We start from the raw sequence: 23,190 nt of genomic DNA on the forward strand, positions 1-23,190 counted from the left end.
CTATGACCGCGACCCCGACCAGCAGGCGCCGGCGGGCGGCGTCTCCTCCAGCGCCCAGGATCTTGCCAAGTGGATGATCCTGCTGCTTGGCGACGGCACCTATGGCGGCCAGCCCATGATCGACCCGAAGATCCTGCAGCCCGCCATCACACCGCAGAGCGTGACCTACCGCGGCGAGACGCCCGATACGCGGGCCAGCTCCTATGGCTATGGCTTCAATGTGGCGGTGAACGCCAATGGGCGCACCACCATGGGCCATTCCGGCGCCTTCCTGCTCGGCGCCGGCACCACCTTCCAGATCTTGCCCTCGGCCGATGTGGGCATCGTCGTGCTCACCAACGGCTCCCCCGTCGGCGCCGCCGAGGCGGTCGCCGCCAGCTTCATGGATATCGTGCAATATGGCCAGGTCACCCGCGACTGGTATCCCTACATCAAGCCGCGGTTCATGGGCTACTACAAGCCGGTGGGCGACCTCGCCGGCAAGGTCAAGCCGACGAACCCCGCCAAGGCGCGCAGTCCATCCTTCTACGAGGGCCAATATACGAGCAGCTATTTCGACACCGCCACCGTGCGGGCGGATGGCGACAAGCTGATGCTCGAACTCGGCCCCAAGCCCATGCAGTTCACGCTCGAGCACTGGGACGGCGACACCTACGCTCTCACGCCCCGCGGAGAGAACGCGCCGACCGGCTCGCTGTCATCGGTGAAGTTCGTTGGTTCCCCCGGCGGCATTCGCGCGCGGGTGATGACGGTGGACTATCTCAATGAGAACGGGTTGGGGCATTTTCAGAGGTAGGGAAGGCGTCGGGTGCTCCATACACCCTATGCCGTCGAAAAGGCGAACCGGCCGTCTGCAAGGTGATGCCTGAGATGGCGGATTTGTGACGGTTCGCTTCCGGGCGTGGAAATCAGGAAGCCGGCATTTGCTCGCGAGCTTCCGACAAGCTACGTCGGCTTTGGCCAGCCGCTGATCCGAAGCAGACCGACGGCTCCCGGCCCACAAACGCGACACTTGGGGGTTGGCTCGGCGAGAACAGCTCTTGGCGCAAGCACGACAACGCTGAATGTCGTTTCGGCTCCTCGTAAGAAGGGCGACTTACAAAGTGGCCAGGTCCGCGTCGTGCGATACGGACTGAGGTACAACTGTGATACAAATCGCTATGGAATTCTAGAAAAAATCCTTTCAAATCAACTTGCGAGGCGGTGCGGCGTTGCATCTCGACAGACATTTTGGCGTCCGACAGCGCGAAGAGGACGCGGAAATATGGCTTTATATATTTTGGTGGCGATCAGGTTTGTTGTATCGGGAAGTTTCGTACATTGAGGCGCGTTAGCAGTAAGCCGAGGGCTTGAGAATACTGCTGATCTTACTGGGTCAACTGACTTCCTAAAAGCAGAACTTTGAGCTGGGGCTCATGGCCCCGCTAGGCGCAACGGGCAGAGATCGCATCGCAGGTAAACTGCGTTCTGCAGTCTTGCGCTAAGGTATGCTTTTTCGCGGCTTGCGCGCCCGCAGCAGGGCGGCGGGGGCCGGCGTGCGCCAAACGACCTGATATGCCTCTACGACATTGTTCGCGGTTACGCTGAGGCCGGGAAGCGCGATCCAGGGCGGCGGCTGGCGCCCGAGAAGCCCGAGAATAGTGGCAATTCCGGCGGCAACACCCTGGTCGTAAGGCAGTTGCGCTGCAATGCCCTTGATCAAGCCGCCACTGGCAAGGTCGGCCGCGACATCGTTGCCGAGGTCGACGGTGGTGATCGGGATCGCCATTCCGGCATCATGGATCGCGGCGACGGCGCCGGTCGCCGGCACGTCCCAGACAGCGAACAGGCCGGCAAGATCGGGATTGGCTTGCAGCAGACCTGCGGTTGCAGCCTTCGCGTGAGAGACATCGGCAAACTTGCCGCGCACCAGCGAAAGGTCAGGCCGGTGGGCTGCCATCCATTTGCGGAAGGCGATCTCGCGCTCGTGGGTCGCGAAAAAATCAACGCCATAGGCCAGCACGCCGACCTTGCCGCCTTGGGTTACGTGCGGCGCCAGCAATTCCGCGCCGATCTGGCCCAGGCCGAAATTGTCGGCCGAGATGACGCTGACATAGTCCTTGCCGGGCAGCATGCCGGTGGGAGCATTGTCGAGTAGCAGAAGCTTCTTTCCCGCCGCCGATATGGCACGATGGTCATCGGCCGCCCGGCTGCTGCCGATCGGAATGGAAACCACCGCATCCACGGCTTCGCCGGCAAGCCGCTTCAATTCGGAAATCTGCCTGTCGATATCGAAGGCGCAGTCGATGACCTCGACCACCGCCGCGCCATAGCGGCCAAGCGTGGTGACGATCCCGGCCAGTTCCTCCTTGGCCCAGTCGCTCATCGTGGTGTGGAGAACGACGGCGACCGAAAAGTGCCGGCCGCGGGCAGCATCGGCATCCGCATCCGACAGGCCGACCTGGTCGGCCGGAACCGCTCGTTCGCCATGCGGCCCCAGGCCGGTGATTGCCATTGCTCAATCCTCCTGAGGCGCTCGCAGCGCTCGATCGATTCTGCGGATATTATGCAAGCGTCCCACCCGGTGGCCGGGGTTTGGCCGGCCTGGCGCTGGTGTCGAGTGCTGCCCGTGAGAGAAAATCCTTGAATTCGGGATGCTCACGTGGCGAGCCCAGCGTAATCCATCCCTGCAGGAATCTCGTATCGAACAGCGCTTCGGCCACGACCTGCGCGGCGCCGACCAGTCCGGCCGAACCGCCCATCTGCGAGCGCACGATGCGCAGGTCGCGCGTGACCACCGGATGCGACTGGCGATAGACCGCCTCGCGCACGGCCGCCAGCAGGATATCCCCAGTCTGGGCGACGCTGCCACCGAGCACTATCAGCGCGGGGTTGAGCAGATTGGCCATCGGCGCCAGCACCTCGCCAACCGCCCGGCCGCTGCGCCCGAGCAGGTCGATGCAAAAAGCGTCGCCTAACTGGGCGCCATGGCCGGCATCGGTGACGGTGACCTCGCCAGCACGCGCCAGTACCTCGGTCAGGTAGGGACTGCGGCCGCTTTCGGCTGCTTGGCGGGCCTCGCGGCCCAGCGCCTCGCTACCGGCGACAGCCTCGAGGTTTCCACCGTCGATGAAAGTGTAGCCGATCATGCCGGCAGCGCCTTGGGCACCGCGGTGCAGCGCGCCTTCCGAAACAACACCGGCACTGATCGACCGTCCGAGCTTGACGAAGATCATATCGGTCAGACCGATGCCGCTGCCCGATTTCAGCTCGCCCATTGTCATCGTCTGGACGCCGCTTCGCACCCAGACCGGTGCGCCAACAAGCGTGGCCAACTGCTCGACAAAAGGAAATCCATCCCAGTTCTGGAAGGCGCTCAGCGCCGGGGCAAAGAGGCGCTGACCGTCAGGCTTCTCGACCGGACCAGGCACGGCCAGCCCAATACCCCAGATGCCGCCCTCGCTACCGTGTTCCTCCAGCATCCAGGCAAACAGCGTCGCCAGCCGTTGGACCACCGGCGCGGGTCCCGCCGCCAGCTCCACGGCCTCGTGATGCTCCGCCAGCAGACGGCCGGAAAGATCGGAAATGCCGACCGCCAGCGAGGAATGATCGAGTACGGCGGCAAGGATCATGCCCATGCGCGGCCGGAAGCGAACATGGCGCGGCGCCCGTCCGCCGATCGCCGGCCCGAGTTCGCCTTCCTCGATCAACCCGATACGAAGCAGAGTTGCTAGGCGATCGGTGACGACGGCGCGTCCAAGCTCGGACTGGTTCTCCAGCTCCTGGCGGGTCGTCGCCACTCCGTTCCGCACGAGGTTGAGCAGCGAGGCCAGACTGCCATGCGCGGATTCGCTGGCGCGAGGCCGGCCAGCGGTACGACGCGGCTGGGCGGTCTCTCCGTCTGCGGTGCTGCGCTCGTCCATATCCTTGCCGCGTCTCGTTCCCTGATCCGGCGCATCACGTCTTCCATCGCGCGAGAAAGGGATCGCTTTAATGGTTGTCGTCAGGCCATTTGGCATGGGTAACGTGACCTCATTTACGGATCAAGTGGCAACTTTTGTCGTTTATCAGCAAAAGATTGCCAACTTTTGCATTTTAAATGTTGACGTATCGTGTAAGCCGCGCATAAGTTCGGCCGAGGTTCGGAGGAGAGCCTACGCCCCGACGCCAAGGACAGGGATTGCCGCACGGGCAGTCACGGCATCTCTTCAAGCCGATAATGCCGGGATCCACACGCAGCGTGGTTGCCAATCGGCTATTCTTGGAGGAGACGACATGCAGGTGAAGCTGGCCTATCATGCCAATTGCTGGGGCGCGCTCGGTGGCAATGCCGTCGGTGTCACCTCGATCACCCAGCTAACCTATCGCACCTTTGGCGACATGGAGCAGGCGATCGGCGAGATCGGCGCGGCTGGATATATTGGCACCGAACTCTTCGATGGCAATCTTCTGGACTACGAAGGCCGCTATGGTGTGCTGCGCAGTGCACTGAAGCAGTCCGGTGTCGCGCTTGTTGCCGCTTATTCCGGCGCCAACTTCGTCTTTGAAGATATCCTTGGCGAGGAATTGGCGCGCATCGAACGTGCGGCGGGTGCAGCGGCCGAACTCGGCGCTGAACATCTGGTCGTCGGCGGCGGCGCCAAGCGCGCCAACGGCCGCCAGCCCGACGATTTCAAGCGCCTCGGCGCTGCACTCGACATGGTCATCGACATCGCGGCCAAAGCGGGCCTGCGTGCGCACTACCATCCGCATCTGTCGACCATCGTCGAAGGTCCCGACGAGGTCCGCGAGGTCTTTGGGCACACCGCAATCGATTTCTGCCCCGACACGGCGCATCTGGCTGCCGCAGGCGGCGATCCGGCCGCGCAGATCCGCGAATTCAGGAACCGCATCAGCTACGTGCATCTCAAGGGCTGGCAGCGCGAGCCCTTTGCCTTCACGCCGCTCGATCGTGGAGATCTCGACATGGCGCCCATCGTCAAAGCGCTCAAGGACACCGGATATTCCGGCTGGATCGCTACCGAACTCGACGCCTGGCCCGACCCCAGGCAAGGGGCGGAACTGAGCATGAGCTATCTGAAGAAGGCCATAGGGCCGAGTTGAACCGACGGGCATAGCGCGCCTGTCACAGGGAGGAGACCTAAATGACACGTTTCAAGACAATAGCCGGAGCTTTCACAGGCGCACTGCTGGCCACTGGCCTCTACACCGCAGCCCCCGCCTTCGCCGACCCGGATTCGGCGCTGGCTGAATTGCAGAAGACGGTGCTCTCCAAGGGCCCGAACGGCGAAACCCCGGCGTCGGCGGCATCCGTCAAACTGACGGACGAAGAACTGGCAAAGATCAAGGACATGAAGGCGACGGCGGCGATCGTCATGCACTATGGGGGCAATGACTGGTCGCGCGCGCAGATCGCCGGGCTCAAGGACCAGTTCGGCAAGATGGGCATCGAGGTGATCGCCACCACCGATTCCGGCTTCAAACCGGAAAAGCAGGTCGCCGACCTCGAAACGGTGATGGCGCAGAACCCCAAGATTATCGTTTCAATCCCGACCGATCCGTCGGCAACCGCCTCCGCCTACAAGGCTGTCGCCGACAAGGGCGTGAAACTGGTGTTCATGGACAATGTGCCGACCGGCTTTGTCGCCGGCAAGGACTACGTCTCCATCGTATCCGCCGACAATTACGGCAATGGTGTCGCGGCGGCGCATCTGATGGCCAAGGCGCTGGGCGGCAAGGGCGACATTGGCCTCGTCTTCCACGCCGCCGACTTCTTCGTCACCAAGCAGCGCTATGACGGCTTCAAGAAGACGATCGCCGACAACTATCCCGACATCAAGATCGTCGCCGAACAAGGCATTGGCGGGCCGGACTTCACCGGCGACGCCGACAAGGCGGCCTCGGCGATCCTCACCTCTCACCCGACCATCAACGGCATCTGGGCGGTGTGGGACGTGCCGGCCGAAGGCGTCATCTCGGCGGCGCGCACCGCCGGTCGCGACGACCTCGTCATCACCACTTGCGACCTTGGTGAGAACGTCGCCATCAACATGGCGAACGGCGGCTTCGTCAAGGGCCTGGGCGCGCAGCGTCCGTTCGACCAGGGCGTCACTGAAGCCCTGCTCGCCGGCTACGGCCTGCTCGGTAAGGAGGCTCCGGCCTTCGTCGCCCTGCCGGCGCTCCCGGTCACCAAGGACACGCTGCTCGAGGGCTGGAAGGCCGTCTACCACGCCGAGGCGACCGACAAGATCAAGGGCAGCATGTAGCGCACCCTACGGCCGGCGCACTCCCTGCCGGCCGCTCCACTTCAGTTCCACAGGAGACTATCATGACCCGGACGCTCAACGTGGCGATGATCGGCGGCGGCTTCATGGGCAAGGCCCATGCGCTTGCCTATGCGGCGATGCCGATGTTCTTCTGGCCGGCGCCCGCCATTCCCGTGCGCAAGGTGGTGGTTGACGTCACCGACGCGCTGGCCGACGAAGGGCGTCGCCGCTACGGTTTCGAGGAATCGTCTTCAGACTGGCGGGCGGTGGTGAAGCGGCCCGATATCGACGTCGTCGACATCGTCACGCCGAACGACAGCCATGCGGCGATCGCGATCGCGGCGGCGGAAGCCGGCAAGCATATTATCTGCGAAAAGCCGCTGGCGCGCGGCGGCGACGAGGCAAAGACCATGCTCGGCGCGGTGAAGAAGGCCGGCGTCATCCACATGGTCGCCTTCAACTACCGTCGCACACCGGCCGTGGCGCTCGCCCGCCAGTACATAGAGGAGGGGCGGATCGGCAAGATCCTGAACTTCCGCGGCACATATCTGCAGGACTGGTCAGCCGATCCGGATTCGCCTCTGTCTTGGCGCTTCCAGAAGAAGATCGCCGGCTCGGGCTCTATCGGCGATATCGGCACCCACGTCGTCGATCTTGCCCGCTACCTGGTTGGCGAGATCGCCGAGGTCAGCGCGCTGGTGCGCACCTACAACAAGACGCGGCCGATCCAGCGCGGCAATCTCGACAGGCTGGGGGCAGCCGAGAAGAACACCGGCGCCGCGTGGGCCGAGGTCGATGTCGACGACGAGGTGGTGACACTGCTGAAATTCGCCGACGGCGCGATCGGCTCGCTCGAGGCCACCCGAAACGCCTATGGCCGCAACAATTTCATCACCTTCGAGATCCACGGCACCAAGGGCTCGATTGCTTTCAACTACGAACGGCGCGACGAATTGCAGGTGATGTTTGCCGATGATCCTGCCGATGCGCGCGGCTTCAGGACTGTCTATTCCGGTCCGGCGCACCCTTATGGGGCAGGCCTGTGGCCAATCCCGGCGCTCGGCATTGGCTATTCCGAAACCAAGATCGTCGAGTGTTTCGATTTCTTCTCGGCCATCGCCTCGGGCAAGCAGCCTTCACCCAATTTCGAGGATGGCTATAAGACCGAGCGCGTCGCCGACGCGCTGATCGAATCCGGTGAATCCGGGCTGTGGACCACAGTGCGGTCATGAATAGTGCGGCGCCTGTTCATGCGGTGGAAATGAAGGGCGTCACCAAATCTTTCGGCGGCGTCAAGGCGCTGGTCGACGTCGACCTGCAGGTAGAGAAGGGCGAAATCCACGCGCTGCTGGGCGGAAATGGTGCCGGCAAGTCGACTATTCTGAAAGTGCTGAACGGCGTGCATGTGCCGGACACCGGCACCATTCTGGTTGACGGCAAGCCATTGACAGAGATCTCGCCCGAGGCCTCGCGCCGGGCGGGTATCGCGATGATTTTTCAGGAAATGAGCCTGATACCGACGCTGACGGTGGCACAGAACGTGTTTCTTACCCGCGAAGCCAAGGGCCCATTCGGCCTGATCGATGACCGCACCGCCGAGAAGCGCGCCGGGGACCTGTTCGACATGCTCAAGGTTGAGGTCGATCCAAAGGCGATGGTCGGCAATCTGGGCGCCGGCCAGCGGCAACTGACCGAGATCGTCAAGGCGATCTCGCAGAACGCCAAGGTGCTGGTGCTCGACGAGCCGTCGACGGCGCTCGCGGTATCCGATGTCGAGCGGCTGTTTGCCTTCCTGCGCAAGCTGAGATCGGAAGGTGTCGCCATCATCTATGTCTCGCATCGTATGGACGAGATCGCCCGCATCGCCGACCGCGCCACCATCCTGCGCGATGGCCGCCACGTCATCACGGCACCGCTGTCGGAATTACCGATCGAAGCGATGATCGAGCACATCGTCGGCAAACGCTCGCGTGGCCTGTCGGATGTGGTGCGCGGTGAATCGAGTATCGGCAAGCCACTGCTTGAGCTCGAGAATGTTTCGGGAGCGCTGAAGCCCAGGAATGCCAGCTTCGTCGTCCACAGTGGCGAGGTTGTCGGCCTTGCCGGCCTGCTCGGCTCCGGTCGTTCGGCGATCGCGCGCGTCATCGCCGGCATCGACCCGATCATCGAAGGCGAGATCCGCATCGCCGGCAAGCCGGTGGTGATCACGAGGCCAAGTGATGCTATCGAGGCCGGCGTGGCGCTGGTGCCGGAGGATCGGCTGCGCCAAGGCGTCATCGCCGACCATTCGGTCGCCTCCAACATGACGCTCGCCGTGCTCGACCGGCTGAGCAGCAACACGTTCGTGTCGAACAAAAAGGTGCGCGACGTGACCGACGATCAGGTCGCAAAACTGCGGGTCAAGACCGCGTCGCGCGACAGCGCGGTGCGTACGCTTTCGGGCGGTAACCAGCAGAAGGTCGTCATTGGCAAATGGCTTTCGACCGAGCCGGAAATCCTTGTCCTCGACGAGCCGACTTCCGGCATCGATATCGGCTCGAAGTCGGAAATAATCATGCTGGTTCGCGAGCTCGCCAAGGCCGGCAAGGCAATCGTCATGATCTCCTCCGAGCTGTCCGAGATGCTGTCCGCCTGCGACCGCATCCTCGTTATCTCGGATGGGCGTGTCATGGACGATATCAGCCGTGCCGATCTCGACGATCCGTCGGCGCCAAAAGACGATCCGGTCGCGCAGTTGCAGGCCGCCGAGCGCAAGCTGCAGATCGTCATCCAGAACGCTCTGACCAAAAGCCAGGGAGGGACACATGTCCACTAGTGCCAGCGCATCCGCACCCTCGCTCACGGCGAGGCTCGGCCTCACCAATTGGCGGCAGAACATCATCTATATCGGCTTCGTGATCATCTTCATCATTTTCGCGACCACGCTGTTCGACAAGGGCTTTCTCAATCCCAACAATCTGCTCAACATCGTGCGCCAGACGGCGATGATCGCGGTTATGGCGACGGCCATGACCTACGTGCTTTCGGCCGGCGAGATCGACCTTTCCGTTGGCGCCGTGGCCGGGCTGGCCTCCGTGACGACAGCGATGGCGATTGACGCTGGAGGACCGCTCACCGGTGTGTTGGCGGGGCTCGCCACCGGCGCCCTCGTCGGAACCTTCAACGGCCTTTTGACAACGCGGATCGGCATACCGTCGTTCCTCACCACGCTGGCCACGATGGGCATCGCCACGGGCACAGCCATGTGGATCAGCGATACGGCTGCGGTACCGATCATCTCGAAGAGCTATTCCTGGATTTTTGGCGGCGGCAATGTCGGACCGGTGCCGGTGCTGCTGATCTGGATGCTCGTGCTGGGCGCTGTCGGCCATGTCGTGCTGAGGCGAACGAGCTTCGGCCGGCGCGTGCTGGCCACCGGTGGCGGCGAGATCGCGGCGCGCTATTCCGGCATCGACACCAAGTCGATCAAATTCCGCGTCCTCATCATCTCGGCCATGGCGGCGGCGCTGGCCGGCATGCTCTATGCAGGGCGGCTGCAATCCGGACGCTTCCAGCTCGGCCAAGGCGACGAGTTGTCGGTCATCGCCGGGGCGGTCCTTGGCGGCACCAGCCTGTTCGGCGGTTCCGGCACGGTGATCGGCACGATTGTCGGCGCGCTGATGATCGGTCTCATCAACAATGGCCTGATCCTCATGGGGCTGGAGTTCAGCCAACAACTGATCGCACGCGGCGCTATCATCATTCTTGCCGTCGCCCTTAGCCAAGGAAGAAAATGAGATGATGGTCCCTTACACGGTCATCGGCACCGTCGTCGCCAAACCCGAAACCCGCGAGGAACTGCAAAAAATCCTGTCGAGTTTCGTCGAGCCGACGCGGGTCGAGGACGGGTGCATCAACTACGACCTCCATGTCGACCCGGTCGACCCATGCGTGTTCATGTTCTACGAGAACTGGCGCTCGAAGGACGACCTCAACCGGCATCTGGCGATGCCGCATCTGAAGCCGCTGTTCGGGCGCCTCGATGATCTCGTCGCACGGCCGGTCGATGTCCGTCGCTTCGTCATGCTGAGTCATATTGCAAAGCAAACCCATGACTGATCGCTTTGCCCCGATCCGCTATGGCATGATCGGCGGCGGACAAGGCGCCTTTGTCGGCGCGGTGCACGGTGTCCCGGCGCGTATGGACAACGAGTTCGTGCTGGTCGCCGGCGCTCTGTCATCGAATCCGAAGCGCGCCAAGGCCTCGGCGGCCGAGCTTGGGCTGGATCCGACACGCAGCTACGGCTCCTGTGCCAACATGGCCAAAGGCGGAGGCCAAGCGGCAGGACGGCATTGAGGTGGTGGCCATCGTCACGCCGAACAATGTGCACGTGCCGGCTGCCAAGGCTTTTCTCGGGGCCGGCATCCACGTCATCTGCGACAAGCCACTGGCGACGACGCTGGCCGAGGCAAAGAGGCTGGCGGCGCTGGTCGAAAAGGCCGGCAAGGTGTTCATAACTACACGCGAGATAGTTGGCCAAGGGACAGCTCGGCGATATCCGCATCGTGCAGTCGGAATATCCGCAGGACTGGCTGACCGAAGACCTGGCCGCCACCGGCCAGAAGCAGGCTGCGTGGCGCTCTGACCCCAAGCAGGCCGGTGCCGGCGGTGCGCTGGGCGATATCGGGACGCACGCCTACAACCTCGCCCGTTTCGTCTCCGGGCTGGAGCTCGATTCGTTGTCGGCCGATCTCGATGCCTTCGTACCGGGGCGGCTGCTCGACGACAACATCAATGTGCTGCTGCGCTTCAAGCCGGTCGGCGGGTCGCATCCGGCCAAGGGAATGATCTGGGCAAGCCAGGTGGCCCGGCCAAGCGGCTTCACCACCAAGCTCCACGCCCGCTGCGACGGACATGGTCGGCCGCTCGGCTGTGTAGGTGTCGAGGGCCGAAAACAAACTGAGATACTCCACCCCGTCGTTTATGGGTTCACGGCCAAATCGCCGGGTTCGTTTGCCCAGCGTTTACGAAGGAGACGCGCTAGCCGACGAATCCCCATTATCCACTTCACGATCCCTACGTTCCCACCCGCTCACCGCTTGGCGCTGTCGCTGTCCGCTTCGGCCCGCGCAAGGAACTGCTCGGTCGTGGAGGGAAGACGGGATTTCAGCCAATCCGCCATCGCGACTTCCTCTCGCAGATTCTCTTCGCAAGCCCGAAGAACCTCGGTTTCGCCGAGCGATCGAGCAGCGGCAATCAGGATCGTGTAGGAGGCGATTTCCATGTGCTCGAACGTGTAGCTCGCGAGCGATCCTTTCATCACCTCGTCTCCGGCGAAGACACCGCTCAGCGATTGCGCCATCGCCGTCAGTTTACCGCCAGCATCCTTCATCATAGATGAACCCTCGTCCATCCGATCGAGACAAGACTTCAGCCGAGCAGCCTGCTGTTTGGTTTCGTCGAGGTGCTGTCGGATTCGGTCGCTCAGTTCGGGATAATTCTCAATACGGCTCAACTGCCCGTTCAACATCGTTTCAGCCTGCTCCTCCATGGCATGAGCATCTCTAAGCCATTGGACAAACCATTCGCGCGTTTCTGACATTTCGAATCTCCTTTGCGATGTAAGGAAAAACTTTCAGAAGAAGACATTGTTCCGGAAAACAGCCCTGATAGTCCCAGAGGATCAGTGTCGTGGCGGGTCTCAATTCACCTTGCGAAAATCCCGCAGCGATGCGTGGGGAAGGCCAAGACCGCGAAAGATCGGCGCAAGGAAAACGGCCCGATCGCGACCGCTGGCGCTCCGCATTGAGCCTCGTGCCTCACCGCACCACCATAGTCACAAGGAACGCGACGGCCTCTCCGCTCGTTGATTGCTTTTCGACTCGAGCCGCCGTCATGCCCTCCACATCGATACGCAAAACGGAATACGATCCTCACAGAAGAATCCTCTCGGTCTGGTTCGTGGCCAGCGGCAAACGCTACGAGTTTGAGGAAGTGCCGCCGGAAACCTTTGCCGCGTTCCGGGCGGCGTTCGCCAAGGGCCGCTATTTCAACGACCATATCCGCAACAATTTCCGCTACCATCTGGTTGCGAGCGATAGCGACCCGGGATGACCTGACCTGCCGGTGGCTCAATCGTCCTGTCGCTCCAACCGGCGGTTGACGGATGCGTTGCCGCTGTTGCTCTAGGTTCGCTTTCGGTCCGCGCGCACTCGCAAAGCCCATCTGCCTGGTGCAAAGGCGCTTGATCGGTCCCGCCGCCCTGGCAGTGTGCGGCCGGTTTTTTTGCGCCCCAGATGGAACACCGGGGCGCGGGTAAGGTTCGGCGCACGCAGTACATCCTGTCTCAAAGGGAAAATTCCATCGCACGAAGTTAGAGTGGTATTGAGGTCACCCATCTTCTCCGAATCCAACGTCGCTGGCGCGCTGAAGGGTTCAAGGTCGATCTGCCGCCGGAGCTCAACTGCTGGACTATTGCTCGACCGGAAGCGCCTTGTGCTGCGGCTCAGCGTGGTGGAACACCTGTCCAAGATCGCGCGCGTCGAACGTTTGGCCGCAGACTGGGCAGCGCACAAAGTGCTTCGACTCGTCCTCTACCGGCCCGTCATGCGGCCTGCCCTCATAGCCTGTCGCGATGTTGTCGGTTCTAATCCGGGGCATCGGCAAATGCCTTTCGTCGTTTTGGCGGCCGATAGTTCTCATCAACCGGACCTTCTCACGGTCGACCGTGACCAATGGCCCGAGGTCGATCGTCACGGTGTCCTCGTCGATGCGCGTGACCTCGCCTCTTAGCTCGATTTGCTGGCCTCGGTTCACCTTGGTGTGATCGATGATGGAATGTGGAAAGTCGTAACGTGGGATCGAGACGCTTACGCGGTCCTCTGTTACCCGCCTCAGAACCGTGGCTGTAATGGCCACCTGGTCAGCAACGCCTATTCCGCGAGCCATGAATTGAGTCTGGAGCGGACTGGGCGATGTTCAAGGTGTTTCTAACATACGGCACCGCAATTTGGCTCTGGCCGACTCTCGGTTGCCCGCCTCCAATTCTCCTCAGAAAGATCCCGACCGCTATCTTTTGCCGGCTGCGCCGTCGGCTCGTTGTGGGCGTATTTTTCTGGATTATCTCCGCAGAGGCCGCGGCAACACAGCTGTCGGCGTTTACTCGCCTTGAGCTCGTTCAGGCTTTCCGATAGCCGCTCCAATCTAAGCAGCTCGAAAAGGGAATTTTGCCAGACGCGTTTACGTTGGAGAGGCATGTCGGCCGGCGGAGATGGCCTGGTCCACGCGCAAACACCGATAGCAATTGCGAGATGTTAGTCCCATGCGCGATGGCTTTAACGCCGGCGTCACTGCGACCACGGCAAGTGGCCGGCGTCATTGGGGGCAGTTGGGGTAAATGCCAAGTAGACGCCGGCCCAGCGGGTTGGGGTCCGCCACGGGAAATAATAGTGGGCTTGGAGATTCAGGTAATTCCGTGATCACGGAAGACGAGCCTTTGCGGTCCCTACGTTTCACTCTTCGTCTATCGAGCGCACGCGGCAGGAAAGCGTTCTGTCCAACCGCTGCCGCAGCACGATGCCAAAAGGCCCTTGGCCGTTCTCATTTCGGGTTGCCTGTGCCAGCGCCTCGACCGAGTTCATGTGAACGCGGTCGATCCTATAGAGCCGGTTGTCGTCGTCTGCCGGGACTACCGGTCCTGCCAGCGCTCTTGCAAACCCCGTTTGACGAACCTGAGTAGACTGCCAATACGACAGATAGCAAATAGAGCGCGAGCACGCCGAGAAGACTTAACCAATAAGACTTCCATGTTGTCTCCACTGCCTGGAATCGCAGTGGACCAGACGGTGCTTGCGAGTGATGCTCGCAAGGGCGCGGACGGTCAGGCCGCCGCACCGGGGAAAAGGCCCTGGAACCGCCGCAGGTACAGCGGCCAGCCTTGATCGCTATCAACCCCCACGCGCACGCCCTCCCAGCCTTCGCCATGGCGCTCGAGGTTCCGGTGCTCGATCTCAACCCGGGTTCGGTTCTCCGTCTCAGCCGTGAACCTGACTTCCCATTCGCTGGTCTTGTTCAGGTCGCTCTCAATCTGCCACCGAGGACTGATGTCCCAGCTCAGAACGAGCCGGCCGGGGGGATCGTAAGCCAACACACGAGCCCAGCGGCACTCGCTGCCGTCCACGCCGCGATCGTAAACGTGGCCCCCGACCCTGGGTTCGAAGATGGTCTCTGCGATCGGCACGGCAAGAAGATTGTGCTCGCGAGGTTTGAATTTCCCGAAATCCTCGGTGAAGACCTTGAAGGCACGCGCGATAGGTGCCTCGACAACGACGAAATGCCTTACGGGCGCGGTTGCAGGAAGCTTGCTCATGGCTGGTCCTTCTTTGGGTGCTCGACGGCCAGTTTGTAGCTCCCCAGGGTCTTGCTCCAGAACTGATCGATTTCCGCGCGCAGACTTGCCAGGCCGTTTTGGTCGATACGGTATATTCGTTCCTTGCCAGAGCGCGTGTCGGCCACGAGCCCGGCATCCTTAAGTACTTTCAGGTGCTGGGAGACCGCCGGCCTGGTCACAGGCAGCACACGAGCAAGTCCGCTGACCGAACAAGGCTGTTCGACCAACAATTCGAATATCGTGCGCCTCGTCGAGTCTCCGAGCGCTGTCCAAAGTTTCGCGTTAGTGGCCACTAACGCGAACTTAAATCGATGGGCCTGCGCTGTCAAGCTGGGGTGTTCCATGTCGCGCTACTCGGTGACTAAATGTAAAGCACGCCCGCCTCGACCACCGCACGGTTACCTCAGGATTTTCCGCGGGCCTGCGGGCGACGACAAGAACCCGATAGGCCGGTACCGCCCACGGCGCGTGCACTGATGATGCCGGGCGAGATGATGCAGCTGCCGCCGACCGAGGCGATCATCATGATCTCGGGCCAGTTCCCAATCCGTGCGAAGAAGGCACGCTACTTTGCCGACCCGCGTCTTGCCGAGCGCGTCTTGCCGAGCGCGTCTTGCCGCCACCAAGGACCGGAGGGACAACGCAGAACGCTCGCCCTGACGACTGGACCGACACGACACTTCTTGCTGAGCCGGAAGGCAAATCTCGGAAGCTGAGGCTTGCCAGGGATCAGCAGGACGAGGATCCGGCCAATGGCGGCATTCGCCGCCAGCCCGAGCTTCCCGAACACGAAGACATCGCGCCGGAACGAACGCCACGCTGCGACGATGAGTTCGACCTCGACAGGCGCAATAACTTTGAAACAAATCCCGCCGACAAGCGTTCCAGCATAGCGGGCGGGTTGCCGGAGGACCCAATGCCCGACGATGACATCGTCATTCCCCAAGACCACGACGCTTCGCCACTTCGGGAGGAGGAGTATTATGTCGTCTGCCCGGCGTGCGGCCAGGCGTTCGATATCAGGTGTATGGCAGAGGCGCTTCATCACAACGAGCTGGGCCACGAGCCCTACGACCTCGACTCGTAGTCGGCAATGCCGACGGTCGTCGACGAACGTCGACCCTGATCGAGACCAACACCGAGTTCTCGCTCATCTGGCCGGCGTTGCCGTCCGGTCGGCCTACAACGAATCCCCGTCGCCAGGGCGGAGCTTCGCCGGCACGCTATGTCGTGACAGACACCTTGCGGGCTTTCAGCGACGACTTGATTGCCGTTGCGGGCGTTGTCGATGCGGTTGTGGCCGTCACCGACCGGCATGGCCGTCACTGACCGGGTTGTTAACCAAGGGGACGCTTACTCCACTGCAATATGTCGCGCAGTTCCCGCGCGACGCTCCGAAGCAGACCTTTGCCGGCATCGCGGGCCGGGACGAACATGTGATCTCCACAATGCGTACCAACCGGAGCCTATCGCGATTGAAATTGCTGATCGGCTAACAGGCGCTCGTTGCAGAGAAAGGTTACGATCGGTCGCGATGCCCGGGTGCCTTCACGCGAAGGCACATGCTACGCGTCTTGGACGGGCGAGCCGCCTGTTGCCGAGAGCGGACAGCAGGTGAAGCGCGCTTGCGTTGGCCCGAATCTGACTTGCTTCACCAGTAACCCGGAAGACGCCAGGGAGGCGCTGCGCTGGACGCGTGCCCTAGCCGTCGAGCTCCCATCTATCGGTTCGTCCGCTCCATCCGGCCGCACCCTTGGGCTGCTCAAAGGCGCTCGCATCTTCCCTGCGCCGACACCGGCCGCTGTATCCGGAGCGTCAACCCGCTGAAGTCCGGTTGTGCTTTCTCAGCCGAGTAATCGCCGACTTGTCGACAGTGATCACCCCGCCGCAGTCAATCCGCACAGTGAGTTTGTTCACCCCGCGATCGACGCGGGTGACGTCCCCAACAAGAACCACTCTGTCGCCGGCCCGGACTTTCGGTGGGGGATCAATCGTATAAGGATGGTCATACGAAGGAATGCTCACCCTGGCGCGCCCACTGGGGAGAATCGCGATGACGATACCTGCCAGCGCCACCTCATCGCCGACCTCAAATTCGCGAGGCATGTTAACGTGCAGCATGGTCTTCCTCCCGATGCCTTCCTAATTCACGCTTTGCTAAATTAATGCCCGGCCAACCAGGTTGGTTGCTTGCAATCGACTTCGTACGGTTCCGCACAATTCCAAGCTGGTGTGCACTCCCAGTTGGCCTCGGATCGGCCTTGTGCGTCAAAATTCTGCACAAACGGTTTGACGTTCAGGACGACCTTGGCGCGCCCGCCACGCGGTAGCGGAGCGGCGGACTTCATCGCAGTCCGGCGATGGCCATAAACGCTGAGCGTGGAGCGGAAATGAATCTTTCGCGTTCAGGTACATCGTTCTAGTAAATTCGAGGAACGCCACGCCGGAAGCAGGAATCGTGTGCTGTTCCCAAGCTCCCTCGGAAGGGAAGTTGACCACCCGCCCACCGTTAGTCTAGGTCCGGCCGGTGCGTTCCAAACGTCATAGAAGCCGGTCGATGGCTTTACTGCCACGCGGGTTATTGGAGCCGGATCATCGATGCTGGTGTCGTGCGCCTACGCGCACGTCAGGTTCGGTTTCATGCATGGGAACTTCAAGGCCAGCGACGTCATCATCGAGCAATGTTCAGCCATATGTTGTTCGCAGATGGGGTGATTGGGGTCGCTCCCAGGTCTTGGTCTGCTTCGCGCAATATGATGATCGAGAAGGGAGCAGGGCATGAAGCACTATGTCGGTCTGATGTGTCGTTGGCTGAAACCGCAATCTGTGTGGTCGACGAGGATGGTATCATTTTCCGGGAAGGAGTAGCAGCCTCGGAGTCCAAACGAGATCGCCGACTGGCTCGAGCGGCTCGATCTGAACCTGGCAAAGGTTGGGCTTGAAGCCGGCGCAACCGCAGCTTGGCTGTACAACGGCCTGATGAAACGCGGACTGGCCGCAATCTCCATCGATCCGCGGCGGCTGCGGGCTTGACCAAGACGATGCCGATCATGAACGACCGGAGTCGCCGGCTGCATGCGCATGGCTGGTTCTCCATCGTCGATGTCAAAAGTGAGGAGAGCCAGGAAATCCGGATGCTTCTCTGCAACCGCCTTACGCTTCAGACGAAACAGATCGACATCGAGAACGACATCCGCGGGACACTCCGTGTTTTCGGCATCAAGTTCGCCGGTCGCATAACCTCCGGCCCTTTCGAAGGGCGCGTTCTAGAGCTGATCGAGAACACGCCTCGCCTGGCGGCCATGGTGAAACCGATGCTGATCGCCCGAGCGGCTCTTCGACAGCAATGCGCGGTGTTGCACAAGATGATGCTGGACATGGTTCGGAAGGACGAAACGTGCCGTCGGCTGATGACCATCCCTGGCGTCGGAGCGATCACCGCCGTGACCTATCTCACGACCATTGATGATGAGCCCGTTTTGAACGTTCTCGAGACGTCGGTGCACACCTTGGCCTGACGCCGAAGAAATACGCTTCCGGTGAGGTCGACCGAAACAGCGGCATCTCCAAATGTGGTGACGTCGCGATGCGGTCTACCCCCTACCAAGCCAGTCTCGCGTTACTGACGCGCTCGACCAAGAACTCGGGCATCAGGGCGTGGGGTCTCGCAGTCGCGAAGAGACGCGGCTTTCGGCGGACAGTGGTGGCCGTCGCTCGGAAGCTCGCCATCGTCATGCATCGCGTCTGGGCGGACGGAACCGAATATCATTGGGAGAGCAAAGCCGCGACTGCCAACTGATTTGGCGTGAATCGAATTCCAGAATCTGCCTGAGGCAGAGTGATGTCCCGCAAGGACCTGGTCGAAGTGACTGCGCTGCAACGATTGTGCTCCAGTGCACGCTTTCGTAGATAGCAGCCTTCGATTATCGGACCACCATCTTGAGGCGATCAAGCATCGAGCTCGTAGACAAGAGAGAGCCTCGCGGGACTTGACGTGCAGTTGGCAGAGGAAGGTTGCGGTGACAATCGCAATCAGACAAATCGTTGCACATCGAAGGCTCCGGTCGGGGTGACACCTCAACACTAAGGCAACCGGACAGACGGTGGAAAACGGCCCCAGCTTCAAAGGCTAGAACAATGCCATAAGCCTTGTGCCCTTCTTCGCACCAGGCTTCGAGCTCTTTGGCGAGCTATCCTGAGTTCGGGCAGCGTTGGTTGCCACCAGCCTCGCTGCCGTTCCGCTAATCCGGCAGCACGCCGAGCGGGCCATGTTCTAATCAATTCAGCCAACGTCGCCGGACGCCATCGGCCCCAGACGTGGTCGACGTTCGCCTCGATCAAATGCGGATAGAACGCTGCTATCTGCGAGGCGTCCACGAGTTCACCCGAAATCTCGGTGAAGACCACGATACCGTATTGCTCCGTTGCCACGGCACGGCCAAGCAGGGGTAAATCGTCTGGGGGCAGTGGATAGCGACGTCGCCTGCGTTCGGCATACCGCAATCTGGCGGCCTTATCTTCCTCGGAGTCTTTGGAGGCTTCTCGTCGCCGTTTCCTCTCCTCCGGTTCTGCGCGGCCTGCGGCCCTTTCGATGCTTGGCCAATGGCGCTTCAACTCCTCGTATGAGCGGAAAGGCACCCTCCAGGCCCGCAGTTCGTCGTCCCAGCTCGCCCATGGAACGGCTCGCAGTTCCTCGAGAACCGTCCGCGAATAAGGCGTGCGGATGCGAAGGTCGTCCGCGACTTCCAGATACCGGCTCGACAGAGGATCGAAGGCGAAGGCATCCCGTCCCTTGCTGTCATCATGTGCTGCTCGTAGATCCGCCTCTTGCGCAAGCCAGCGCTGGATGCGCCGCGCTGCAGTCTTTCCTGGCACGAACCAGGTTCTGCGCTCGTCACTCCACCTGGCGCGCGGGAATCTCTGTCGAAACCGCTCAACCGCCGCACGATCGTACGGAAAGCGCGCTTCGGCGCCAGGAGTTGTCTGCGGTTCAGCAGGGGCGTCGGATTTTTCCATCAGTCAGATTGCGAAGCACAGCATGCGCGCAAACAACGCGGTGCAGCTCATTTGGGTCCAAGAACATCAGAACGTATAGTCAGACCTGCAAGGGGAAGCCGATGAGGCGATCGGTGAAACTGCTCAACACGCTAACGTGGCGAAACCTTCGCTGCGCCGGACCGTTTATATTGCTCCAGGAGAGGTCCATCCATGCCCAGAAGACATGCAAAAAACCCAACGGCCGGACTGCCAACGGGCCCTCGCTCGCGTCCCCTGAAAGGCGAGGAGACGGAAGTGAACCACATCGTCGAAACGCAAAGTATATCGCCAGCCCAGGCGCGAGAGCTTGTGCGGCGCCACGGAAACGATTGGCGTAAGATCGATGAAGCCGCCAAGTCTTACAAGGACGACAGCTAAGCACTTCCGAGGCGGGGCTTGAGGTGACGAATGACCACCGTCGCAATCTTGACGTAAAGGCTGTCGGCAACTGCCCAATGACCGCAGACGAATTGTTGCCTCCAGGAATTTAAGATGCCGAACGAGAAGTCCCTATGATGCCCGCAACGATGCTGGTTACGGCGCTTCACGGGCAAGAAGGCATCTGCTCCGCCGAGGCGACAGGGAGCGAACCCGCCGGGGCTCACCTCATACGCAGGCCGAGCGCAAGTTTGCCCCGGTGGCACAACTTCGCGCTTCCACCAGTGAAGGATCGCCGCCGCGTACTTGCCAACGGGTCGCGGCGCCGACGCGCCAGAAATGGAGTTCGAGGCGGTTGTTGCCCAGGCGCATGTCGTTCAAGGTGAGTTCCTCGATCCAGTCGGGCAGCCTGGGATCGATGTACAGTTTGCCATTAGGAGCATCGGGCTGGAAGCCGATGATCGCCTGCAGAAGCGAAAAGCAGGATCCGGCTGCCCATGCCTGCGGAACGTTCGCTCCCTTATACTGCACGGGGAAAGTCGTGGGCGTTCGCGACAATCCGGCGAACAGCTCTGGCATTCGATGTTGCATGAAGTAGATTGCGGCGCTGCTCACGTCGCGAGAGAGGCGGCAGGCATCCGCGAAAAAGCCATAGCGCCGGAAGCCGAGCGCGATCAGCCCGTTGTCATGCGGCCATACAGAGCCGCGTTGATAGGAATGTGGATTGTAGGCCGGGTGATCGGCCGAAAGTGTCCGGATCCCCCAACCGCTCCACATATCCTGCCTCATCAGCCTATGCACCACCCTGGCGGCTCGTTCGGGTGGGACTATTCCCGACCAAAGACAGTGACCGGGGTTGGAAGCGACGCTCAGCACCGGCTTCTTGTCGCCATCCAACGCGAATGCGTAGAAGCCGGACGCCTCGTCCCAGAAGACCTGGTTGAATCGATCGAACAGGTTTTTGGCTTTGAGGCGAAGCTGCCCGGCACGAGCGCCATCGCCTGTGGCATCGAAGATTTCAGCCATGCGCGGCCAAGCATCATAGACATAGCCTTGCAATTCGCAAAGCGCCTTGGGTCCCTTCACCAGGGTGCCGTCGGGATAAACCAAGGCGTCACCGAGTCTTTCCAGCTCTGGTTCTCGTACCCCGCAACCGAGCGGGTTTCGTATTCCTGGAAACCGTCGCCGTCACGGTCACCATACCGGTCAATCCAATCCAGGCACTTCTCGGCCGTTGCCATGTGTCGCTCGAGCAGGCTGGCGTCACCGGCGCAACGCCAGGTATTGTGGAGCACGATAAGATACAGAGGGGTGGCATCGGCCGTGCCGTAATAGGGCGTATGGGGGATCAAATTGAAATGAGCGAGTTCGCCGCTGCGAAGCTCATGCATTATCTTTCCCGGTTCCGCATCGCGGTAGTCGTCGCGTTCGGTGGCCTGAAATCGCCCAAAAACGTCCAAGGCACCGCGCGAAAAATCTGGGTAGACCAAAGCATTCTGAAGCGAGACTATCAGGCTGTCGCGACCGAACAGGCTTATGAACCATGGTAGTCCGGCGGCCGGGACGTATTCGAGCTCGTCCGTGCCTTCGATCGGCAGCCGCAGCGCCGCCATGTCTTCGACCGCCTGATTATAGAAGCTGTGAAATTCGTCATTGGAACAGTGGAACTTCAATGCGCTGCCTTGCCATCCCGCGAGGCGTTTTGCAGCCTTCGACTCGAGGCATTTGTCAATGCAGGCTCGCGGTGCCCGATAGATTGTCTCGCCGTTGCCAAAGTTGTAAAGAAGACAAGCATGCCATGTCGCGCCCGGTTCGAGCTCGATGTCGAAGCTGATCCGGCCATTGGCATAGACGGGCCTTGTGGCCGTCCGGCGGACCTTGACAATGACGTCTCGCTTGAAGTCCCGATTGACGTAGGAGGTACGAAGGCTCGCCGCTCTGGACAACCATTCCGTGGTGATACGTCCGCGGCGGATGATTGCGTCGGCCTTGACTTCGAAAAGATCGGCAAAGTCGCTGCGCATGGCAACTTCCAAATTGAAGCGCGCTGCCATTTGCCCGTGGTTTACGAGTTCAAAGTCCTCATGCAGCCCCCCATCCAAGGCGCGGCCGATTACCAGCCCCAGGTTGCCTGCTGGTACACGGTTCGTTTCAGTAGTGAACGCCTGATTGACCAGATAGATCTTGGCGGCGAAGTAGGCGATGTTTCCGGAATTGAGGAGGTCCCATCGTTGCCCATTGGCAAAGATCTGCCAGCTGGATATCAGGCGTGTGTCAGACGCATACAACCCGTTGTACGTCGGCCAGGCGATCTGGCCATCCGGTTCGGTGACAAGGAAGCTGCGTCCCTGGTTAATTGCCAGGCGGGGTGGTCCGACTGTGAGCTCTAGCGTCATTGGTTCAATCGTCACCCTTGATCGGCATCCACGGGAACAGATTGAACAGCCATTGTGCGCCGGCATCGCGATCTTCGGCCACGAGAACTGACGCCTGCCTTGAACGCTTGGCCCCAGACCGTCACAAAATCATCCATCGAGAGTTCGAACAATCTGCCGCCTCGAGCACCTAGCCGCGAACAGAGGCGGACAACCCTTCGACGTGTCTTCAGATCAAACTGGTGTATTCTGGGCGACTGTCAACGAGGAGAACGGCAGGCCGCGCAACGCATTTTGCACTCCATAAACGAAGGCCAGCCTAAAGCGCGCCCGTTGGCTGAGCAGAGGTGCGTCCCAGTTATATGGGGAAGCGCCGCCCGGAGCGAGGCCTACATTGGCTGCATGCTCCACGTTGCGAACGACCACTGCGGTTCTGAAAACCAGGCGAGTCCGATATTCCCACCGAGGCTAGACCCGAAGGCGTGAAGTCGCGCAGCCCAGAACGATGGACACCACATTGGCAGCACCGTCTGCACCAGAGTGTTCGAATACGGCGGCACTTCAGGGACCAGGTGGCGTGCGATGACCATTCCGTGCATGGGCAGGCAACCGTAACGGCGCGGAGCGCGCTCGACGGCGCATGCTCTCATGGTGATCGGACCCAAGTGTTGCTATCCCGGTGTTCGTGAGTGCTCGGTAGAGTGCCAGATAATCGCTGCACATGCGCTCGACCGTGAACCGCTTCTCGAACGTCTGCCGCACTCGTGCGCGATCGAGGCTGTCTAT

Annotated in this window: 21 protein-coding genes and 2 pseudogenes; 13 read left to right on the forward strand and 10 right to left on the reverse strand. The window is 61.2% G+C overall.

Annotated features, from left to right (window positions below):
- Positions 1-796: serine hydrolase (locus NKH30_RS31335; protein WP_352997914.1), on the forward strand; the 796-nt coding region annotated here is incomplete at its 5' end.
- 684 nt (positions 797-1,480) lie between these two features.
- Here the strand turns inward: NKH30_RS31335 and NKH30_RS31340 are convergent.
- Both NKH30_RS31340 and NKH30_RS31345 read right to left on the reverse strand, forming a co-directional pair.
- A complete protein-coding gene (locus tag NKH30_RS31340) occupies positions 1,481-2,494 on the reverse strand; it encodes a substrate-binding domain-containing protein (protein WP_352540051.1) in 1,014 nt (337 codons plus the stop codon).
- A 49-nt stretch (positions 2,495-2,543) separates the two neighbouring features.
- Positions 2,544-3,902: an ROK family protein gene (locus tag NKH30_RS31345; protein WP_352997916.1), complete on the reverse strand. Its 1,359-nt coding sequence runs from the start codon at positions 3,900-3,902 to the stop codon at positions 2,544-2,546.
- Between the two features lie 352 nt (positions 3,903-4,254).
- Here NKH30_RS31345 and NKH30_RS31350 point away from each other — a divergent pair, with 352 nt between their 5' ends.
- The 7 genes and pseudogenes from NKH30_RS31350 to NKH30_RS31380 form a co-directional block, all read left to right on the forward strand.
- The gene (locus NKH30_RS31350) at positions 4,255-5,082 is read left to right on the forward strand and encodes a sugar phosphate isomerase/epimerase family protein (RefSeq protein WP_352470497.1); all 828 of its coding nucleotides are present in this window, start codon (positions 4,255-4,257) and stop codon (positions 5,080-5,082) included.
- A gap of 41 nt (positions 5,083-5,123) precedes the next feature.
- Complete coding sequence (locus tag NKH30_RS31355) at positions 5,124-6,245, forward strand: substrate-binding domain-containing protein (RefSeq protein ID WP_352997918.1); 1,122 nt, start codon at positions 5,124-5,126, stop codon at positions 6,243-6,245.
- Between the two features lie 62 nt (positions 6,246-6,307).
- Entirely contained in the window at positions 6,308-7,477 is a 1,170-nt protein-coding gene (locus NKH30_RS31360; RefSeq protein ID WP_352997920.1) for a levoglucosan dehydrogenase, read from the forward strand.
- Positions 7,474-9,060 (forward strand): sugar ABC transporter ATP-binding protein, encoded by a 1,587-nt coding sequence (locus tag NKH30_RS31365; protein ID WP_352470493.1) that lies wholly within the window; start codon positions 7,474-7,476, stop codon positions 9,058-9,060. The genes NKH30_RS31360 and NKH30_RS31365 overlap by 4 nt, the downstream gene beginning before the upstream one ends.
- On the forward strand, positions 9,050-10,021 hold the full coding sequence (locus NKH30_RS31370) for an ABC transporter permease (RefSeq protein WP_352470491.1): 972 nt from the start codon (positions 9,050-9,052) through the stop codon (positions 10,019-10,021). Before NKH30_RS31365 ends, NKH30_RS31370 begins: the two co-directional genes overlap by 11 nt.
- 1 nt (position 10,022) lies before the next feature.
- Positions 10,023-10,343 (forward strand): putative quinol monooxygenase, encoded by a 321-nt coding sequence (locus NKH30_RS31375; RefSeq protein ID WP_352470490.1) that lies wholly within the window; start codon positions 10,023-10,025, stop codon positions 10,341-10,343.
- Positions 10,336-11,093, forward strand: a pseudogene (locus NKH30_RS31380) (Gfo/Idh/MocA family protein); the annotation flags it as partial. The gene NKH30_RS31375 and the pseudogene NKH30_RS31380, both read left to right, overlap by 8 nt.
- Positions 11,094-11,317: 224 nt before the next feature.
- Here the strand turns inward: NKH30_RS31380 and NKH30_RS31385 are convergent.
- Complete coding sequence (locus NKH30_RS31385; RefSeq protein WP_352997922.1) at positions 11,318-11,827, reverse strand: ferritin-like domain-containing protein; 510 nt, start codon at positions 11,825-11,827, stop codon at positions 11,318-11,320.
- A gap of 293 nt (positions 11,828-12,120) precedes the next feature.
- Here NKH30_RS31385 and NKH30_RS31390 point away from each other — a divergent pair, with 293 nt between their 5' ends.
- Positions 12,121-12,339 (forward strand): KTSC domain-containing protein, encoded by a 219-nt coding sequence (locus NKH30_RS31390; protein ID WP_352470486.1) that lies wholly within the window; start codon positions 12,121-12,123, stop codon positions 12,337-12,339.
- A 357-nt stretch (positions 12,340-12,696) separates the two neighbouring features.
- On the opposite strand, the gene NKH30_RS31395 is transcribed toward NKH30_RS31390, so the two are convergent.
- The gene (locus NKH30_RS31395) at positions 12,697-13,173 is read right to left on the reverse strand and encodes a KOW domain-containing RNA-binding protein (RefSeq protein ID WP_352997924.1); all 477 of its coding nucleotides are present in this window, start codon (positions 13,171-13,173) and stop codon (positions 12,697-12,699) included.
- A 127-nt stretch (positions 13,174-13,300) separates the two neighbouring features.
- Between NKH30_RS31395 and NKH30_RS33305 the strand changes: the two genes are divergently transcribed.
- Complete coding sequence (locus NKH30_RS33305) at positions 13,301-13,396, forward strand: hypothetical protein (protein WP_502911541.1); 96 nt, start codon at positions 13,301-13,303, stop codon at positions 13,394-13,396.
- A 708-nt stretch (positions 13,397-14,104) separates the two neighbouring features.
- On the opposite strand, the gene NKH30_RS31405 is transcribed toward NKH30_RS33305, so the two are convergent.
- Together NKH30_RS31405 and NKH30_RS31410 are read right to left on the reverse strand one after the other, a co-directional pair.
- Positions 14,105-14,593: an SRPBCC family protein gene (locus NKH30_RS31405; RefSeq protein ID WP_352470479.1), complete on the reverse strand. Its 489-nt coding sequence runs from the start codon at positions 14,591-14,593 to the stop codon at positions 14,105-14,107.
- Positions 14,590-14,943 carry an ArsR/SmtB family transcription factor gene (locus NKH30_RS31410; protein ID WP_352470478.1) on the reverse strand — a complete coding sequence of 118 codons (354 nt, stop codon included), beginning with the start codon at positions 14,941-14,943 and terminating at the stop codon, positions 14,590-14,592. The genes NKH30_RS31405 and NKH30_RS31410 overlap by 4 nt, the downstream gene beginning before the upstream one ends.
- A gap of 165 nt (positions 14,944-15,108) precedes the next feature.
- On the opposite strand from NKH30_RS31410, the gene NKH30_RS31415 reads away from it, so the two are divergent.
- Positions 15,109-15,330 carry a type IV secretory system conjugative DNA transfer family protein gene (locus NKH30_RS31415; protein ID WP_352997934.1) on the forward strand — a complete coding sequence of 74 codons (222 nt, stop codon included), beginning with the start codon at positions 15,109-15,111 and terminating at the stop codon, positions 15,328-15,330.
- Positions 15,228-15,701, forward strand: coding sequence for a hypothetical protein (locus NKH30_RS31420; protein WP_352997938.1), 474 nt, complete (start codon positions 15,228-15,230; stop codon positions 15,699-15,701). Before NKH30_RS31415 ends, NKH30_RS31420 begins: the two co-directional genes overlap by 103 nt.
- A 728-nt stretch (positions 15,702-16,429) precedes the next feature.
- Here the strand turns inward: NKH30_RS31420 and NKH30_RS31425 are convergent.
- Positions 16,430-16,735, reverse strand: a complete 306-nt coding sequence (locus NKH30_RS31425; protein ID WP_352470477.1) for a hypothetical protein — start codon at positions 16,733-16,735, stop codon at positions 16,430-16,432.
- Positions 16,736-17,392: 657 nt separating this feature from the next.
- On the opposite strand from NKH30_RS31425, the pseudogene NKH30_RS33310 reads away from it, so the two are divergent.
- Positions 17,393-18,413, forward strand: a pseudogene (locus NKH30_RS33310) (IS110 family RNA-guided transposase).
- A 323-nt stretch (positions 18,414-18,736) separates the two neighbouring features.
- Here NKH30_RS33310 and NKH30_RS31440 read toward each other — a convergent pair.
- The 3 genes from NKH30_RS31440 to NKH30_RS31450 all read right to left on the reverse strand — a co-directional run bounded on the left by NKH30_RS31440 (position 18,737) and on the right by NKH30_RS31450 (position 22,425).
- Positions 18,737-19,630: a hypothetical protein gene (locus NKH30_RS31440; protein ID WP_352997928.1), complete on the reverse strand. Its 894-nt coding sequence runs from the start codon at positions 19,628-19,630 to the stop codon at positions 18,737-18,739.
- A 627-nt stretch (positions 19,631-20,257) separates the two neighbouring features.
- Positions 20,258-21,139, reverse strand: coding sequence for an amylo-alpha-1,6-glucosidase (locus NKH30_RS31445; RefSeq protein ID WP_352997930.1), 882 nt, complete (start codon positions 21,137-21,139; stop codon positions 20,258-20,260).
- Positions 21,112-22,425 (reverse strand): amylo-alpha-1,6-glucosidase, encoded by a 1,314-nt coding sequence (locus NKH30_RS31450; protein WP_352997932.1) that lies wholly within the window; start codon positions 22,423-22,425, stop codon positions 21,112-21,114. Before NKH30_RS31450 ends, NKH30_RS31445 begins: the two co-directional genes overlap by 28 nt.
- Between the last annotated feature and the right edge of the window lie 765 nt (positions 22,426-23,190).

Source organism: Mesorhizobium sp. M1273, assembly GCF_040318195.1.
In the GTDB taxonomy this organism is placed as follows: domain Bacteria; phylum Pseudomonadota; class Alphaproteobacteria; order Rhizobiales; family Rhizobiaceae; genus Mesorhizobium.

Excerpts from the sequence above, each read along its gene's own strand:
- NKH30_RS31340 (WP_352540051.1), bottom strand. The coding sequence starts at position 2,494 with ATGGCAATCACCGGCCTGGGGCCGCATGGCGAACGAGCGGTTCCGGCC.
- NKH30_RS31345 (WP_352997916.1), bottom strand. The coding sequence starts at position 3,902 with ATGGACGAGCGCAGCACCGCAGACGGAGAGACCGCCCAGCCGCGTCGT.
- NKH30_RS31350 (WP_352470497.1), top strand. The coding sequence starts at position 4,255 with ATGCAGGTGAAGCTGGCCTATCATGCCAATTGCTGGGGCGCGCTCGGT.
- NKH30_RS31355 (WP_352997918.1), top strand. The coding sequence starts at position 5,124 with ATGACACGTTTCAAGACAATAGCCGGAGCTTTCACAGGCGCACTGCTG.
- NKH30_RS31360 (WP_352997920.1), top strand. The coding sequence starts at position 6,308 with ATGACCCGGACGCTCAACGTGGCGATGATCGGCGGCGGCTTCATGGGC.
- NKH30_RS31365 (WP_352470493.1), top strand. The coding sequence starts at position 7,474 with ATGAATAGTGCGGCGCCTGTTCATGCGGTGGAAATGAAGGGCGTCACC.
- NKH30_RS31370 (WP_352470491.1), top strand. The coding sequence starts at position 9,050 with ATGTCCACTAGTGCCAGCGCATCCGCACCCTCGCTCACGGCGAGGCTC.
- NKH30_RS31375 (WP_352470490.1), top strand. The coding sequence starts at position 10,023 with ATGATGGTCCCTTACACGGTCATCGGCACCGTCGTCGCCAAACCCGAA.
- NKH30_RS31385 (WP_352997922.1), bottom strand. The coding sequence starts at position 11,827 with ATGTCAGAAACGCGCGAATGGTTTGTCCAATGGCTTAGAGATGCTCAT.
- NKH30_RS31390 (WP_352470486.1), top strand. The coding sequence starts at position 12,121 with ATGCCCTCCACATCGATACGCAAAACGGAATACGATCCTCACAGAAGA.
- NKH30_RS31395 (WP_352997924.1), bottom strand. The coding sequence starts at position 13,173 with ATGGCTCGCGGAATAGGCGTTGCTGACCAGGTGGCCATTACAGCCACG.
- NKH30_RS31405 (WP_352470479.1), bottom strand. The coding sequence starts at position 14,593 with ATGAGCAAGCTTCCTGCAACCGCGCCCGTAAGGCATTTCGTCGTTGTC.
- NKH30_RS31415 (WP_352997934.1), top strand. The coding sequence starts at position 15,109 with ATGCAGCTGCCGCCGACCGAGGCGATCATCATGATCTCGGGCCAGTTC.
- NKH30_RS31425 (WP_352470477.1), bottom strand. The coding sequence starts at position 16,735 with ATGCTGCACGTTAACATGCCTCGCGAATTTGAGGTCGGCGATGAGGTG.
- NKH30_RS31440 (WP_352997928.1), bottom strand. The coding sequence starts at position 19,630 with ATGGAAAAATCCGACGCCCCTGCTGAACCGCAGACAACTCCTGGCGCC.
- NKH30_RS31450 (WP_352997932.1), bottom strand. The coding sequence starts at position 22,425 with ATGACGCTAGAGCTCACAGTCGGACCACCCCGCCTGGCAATTAACCAG.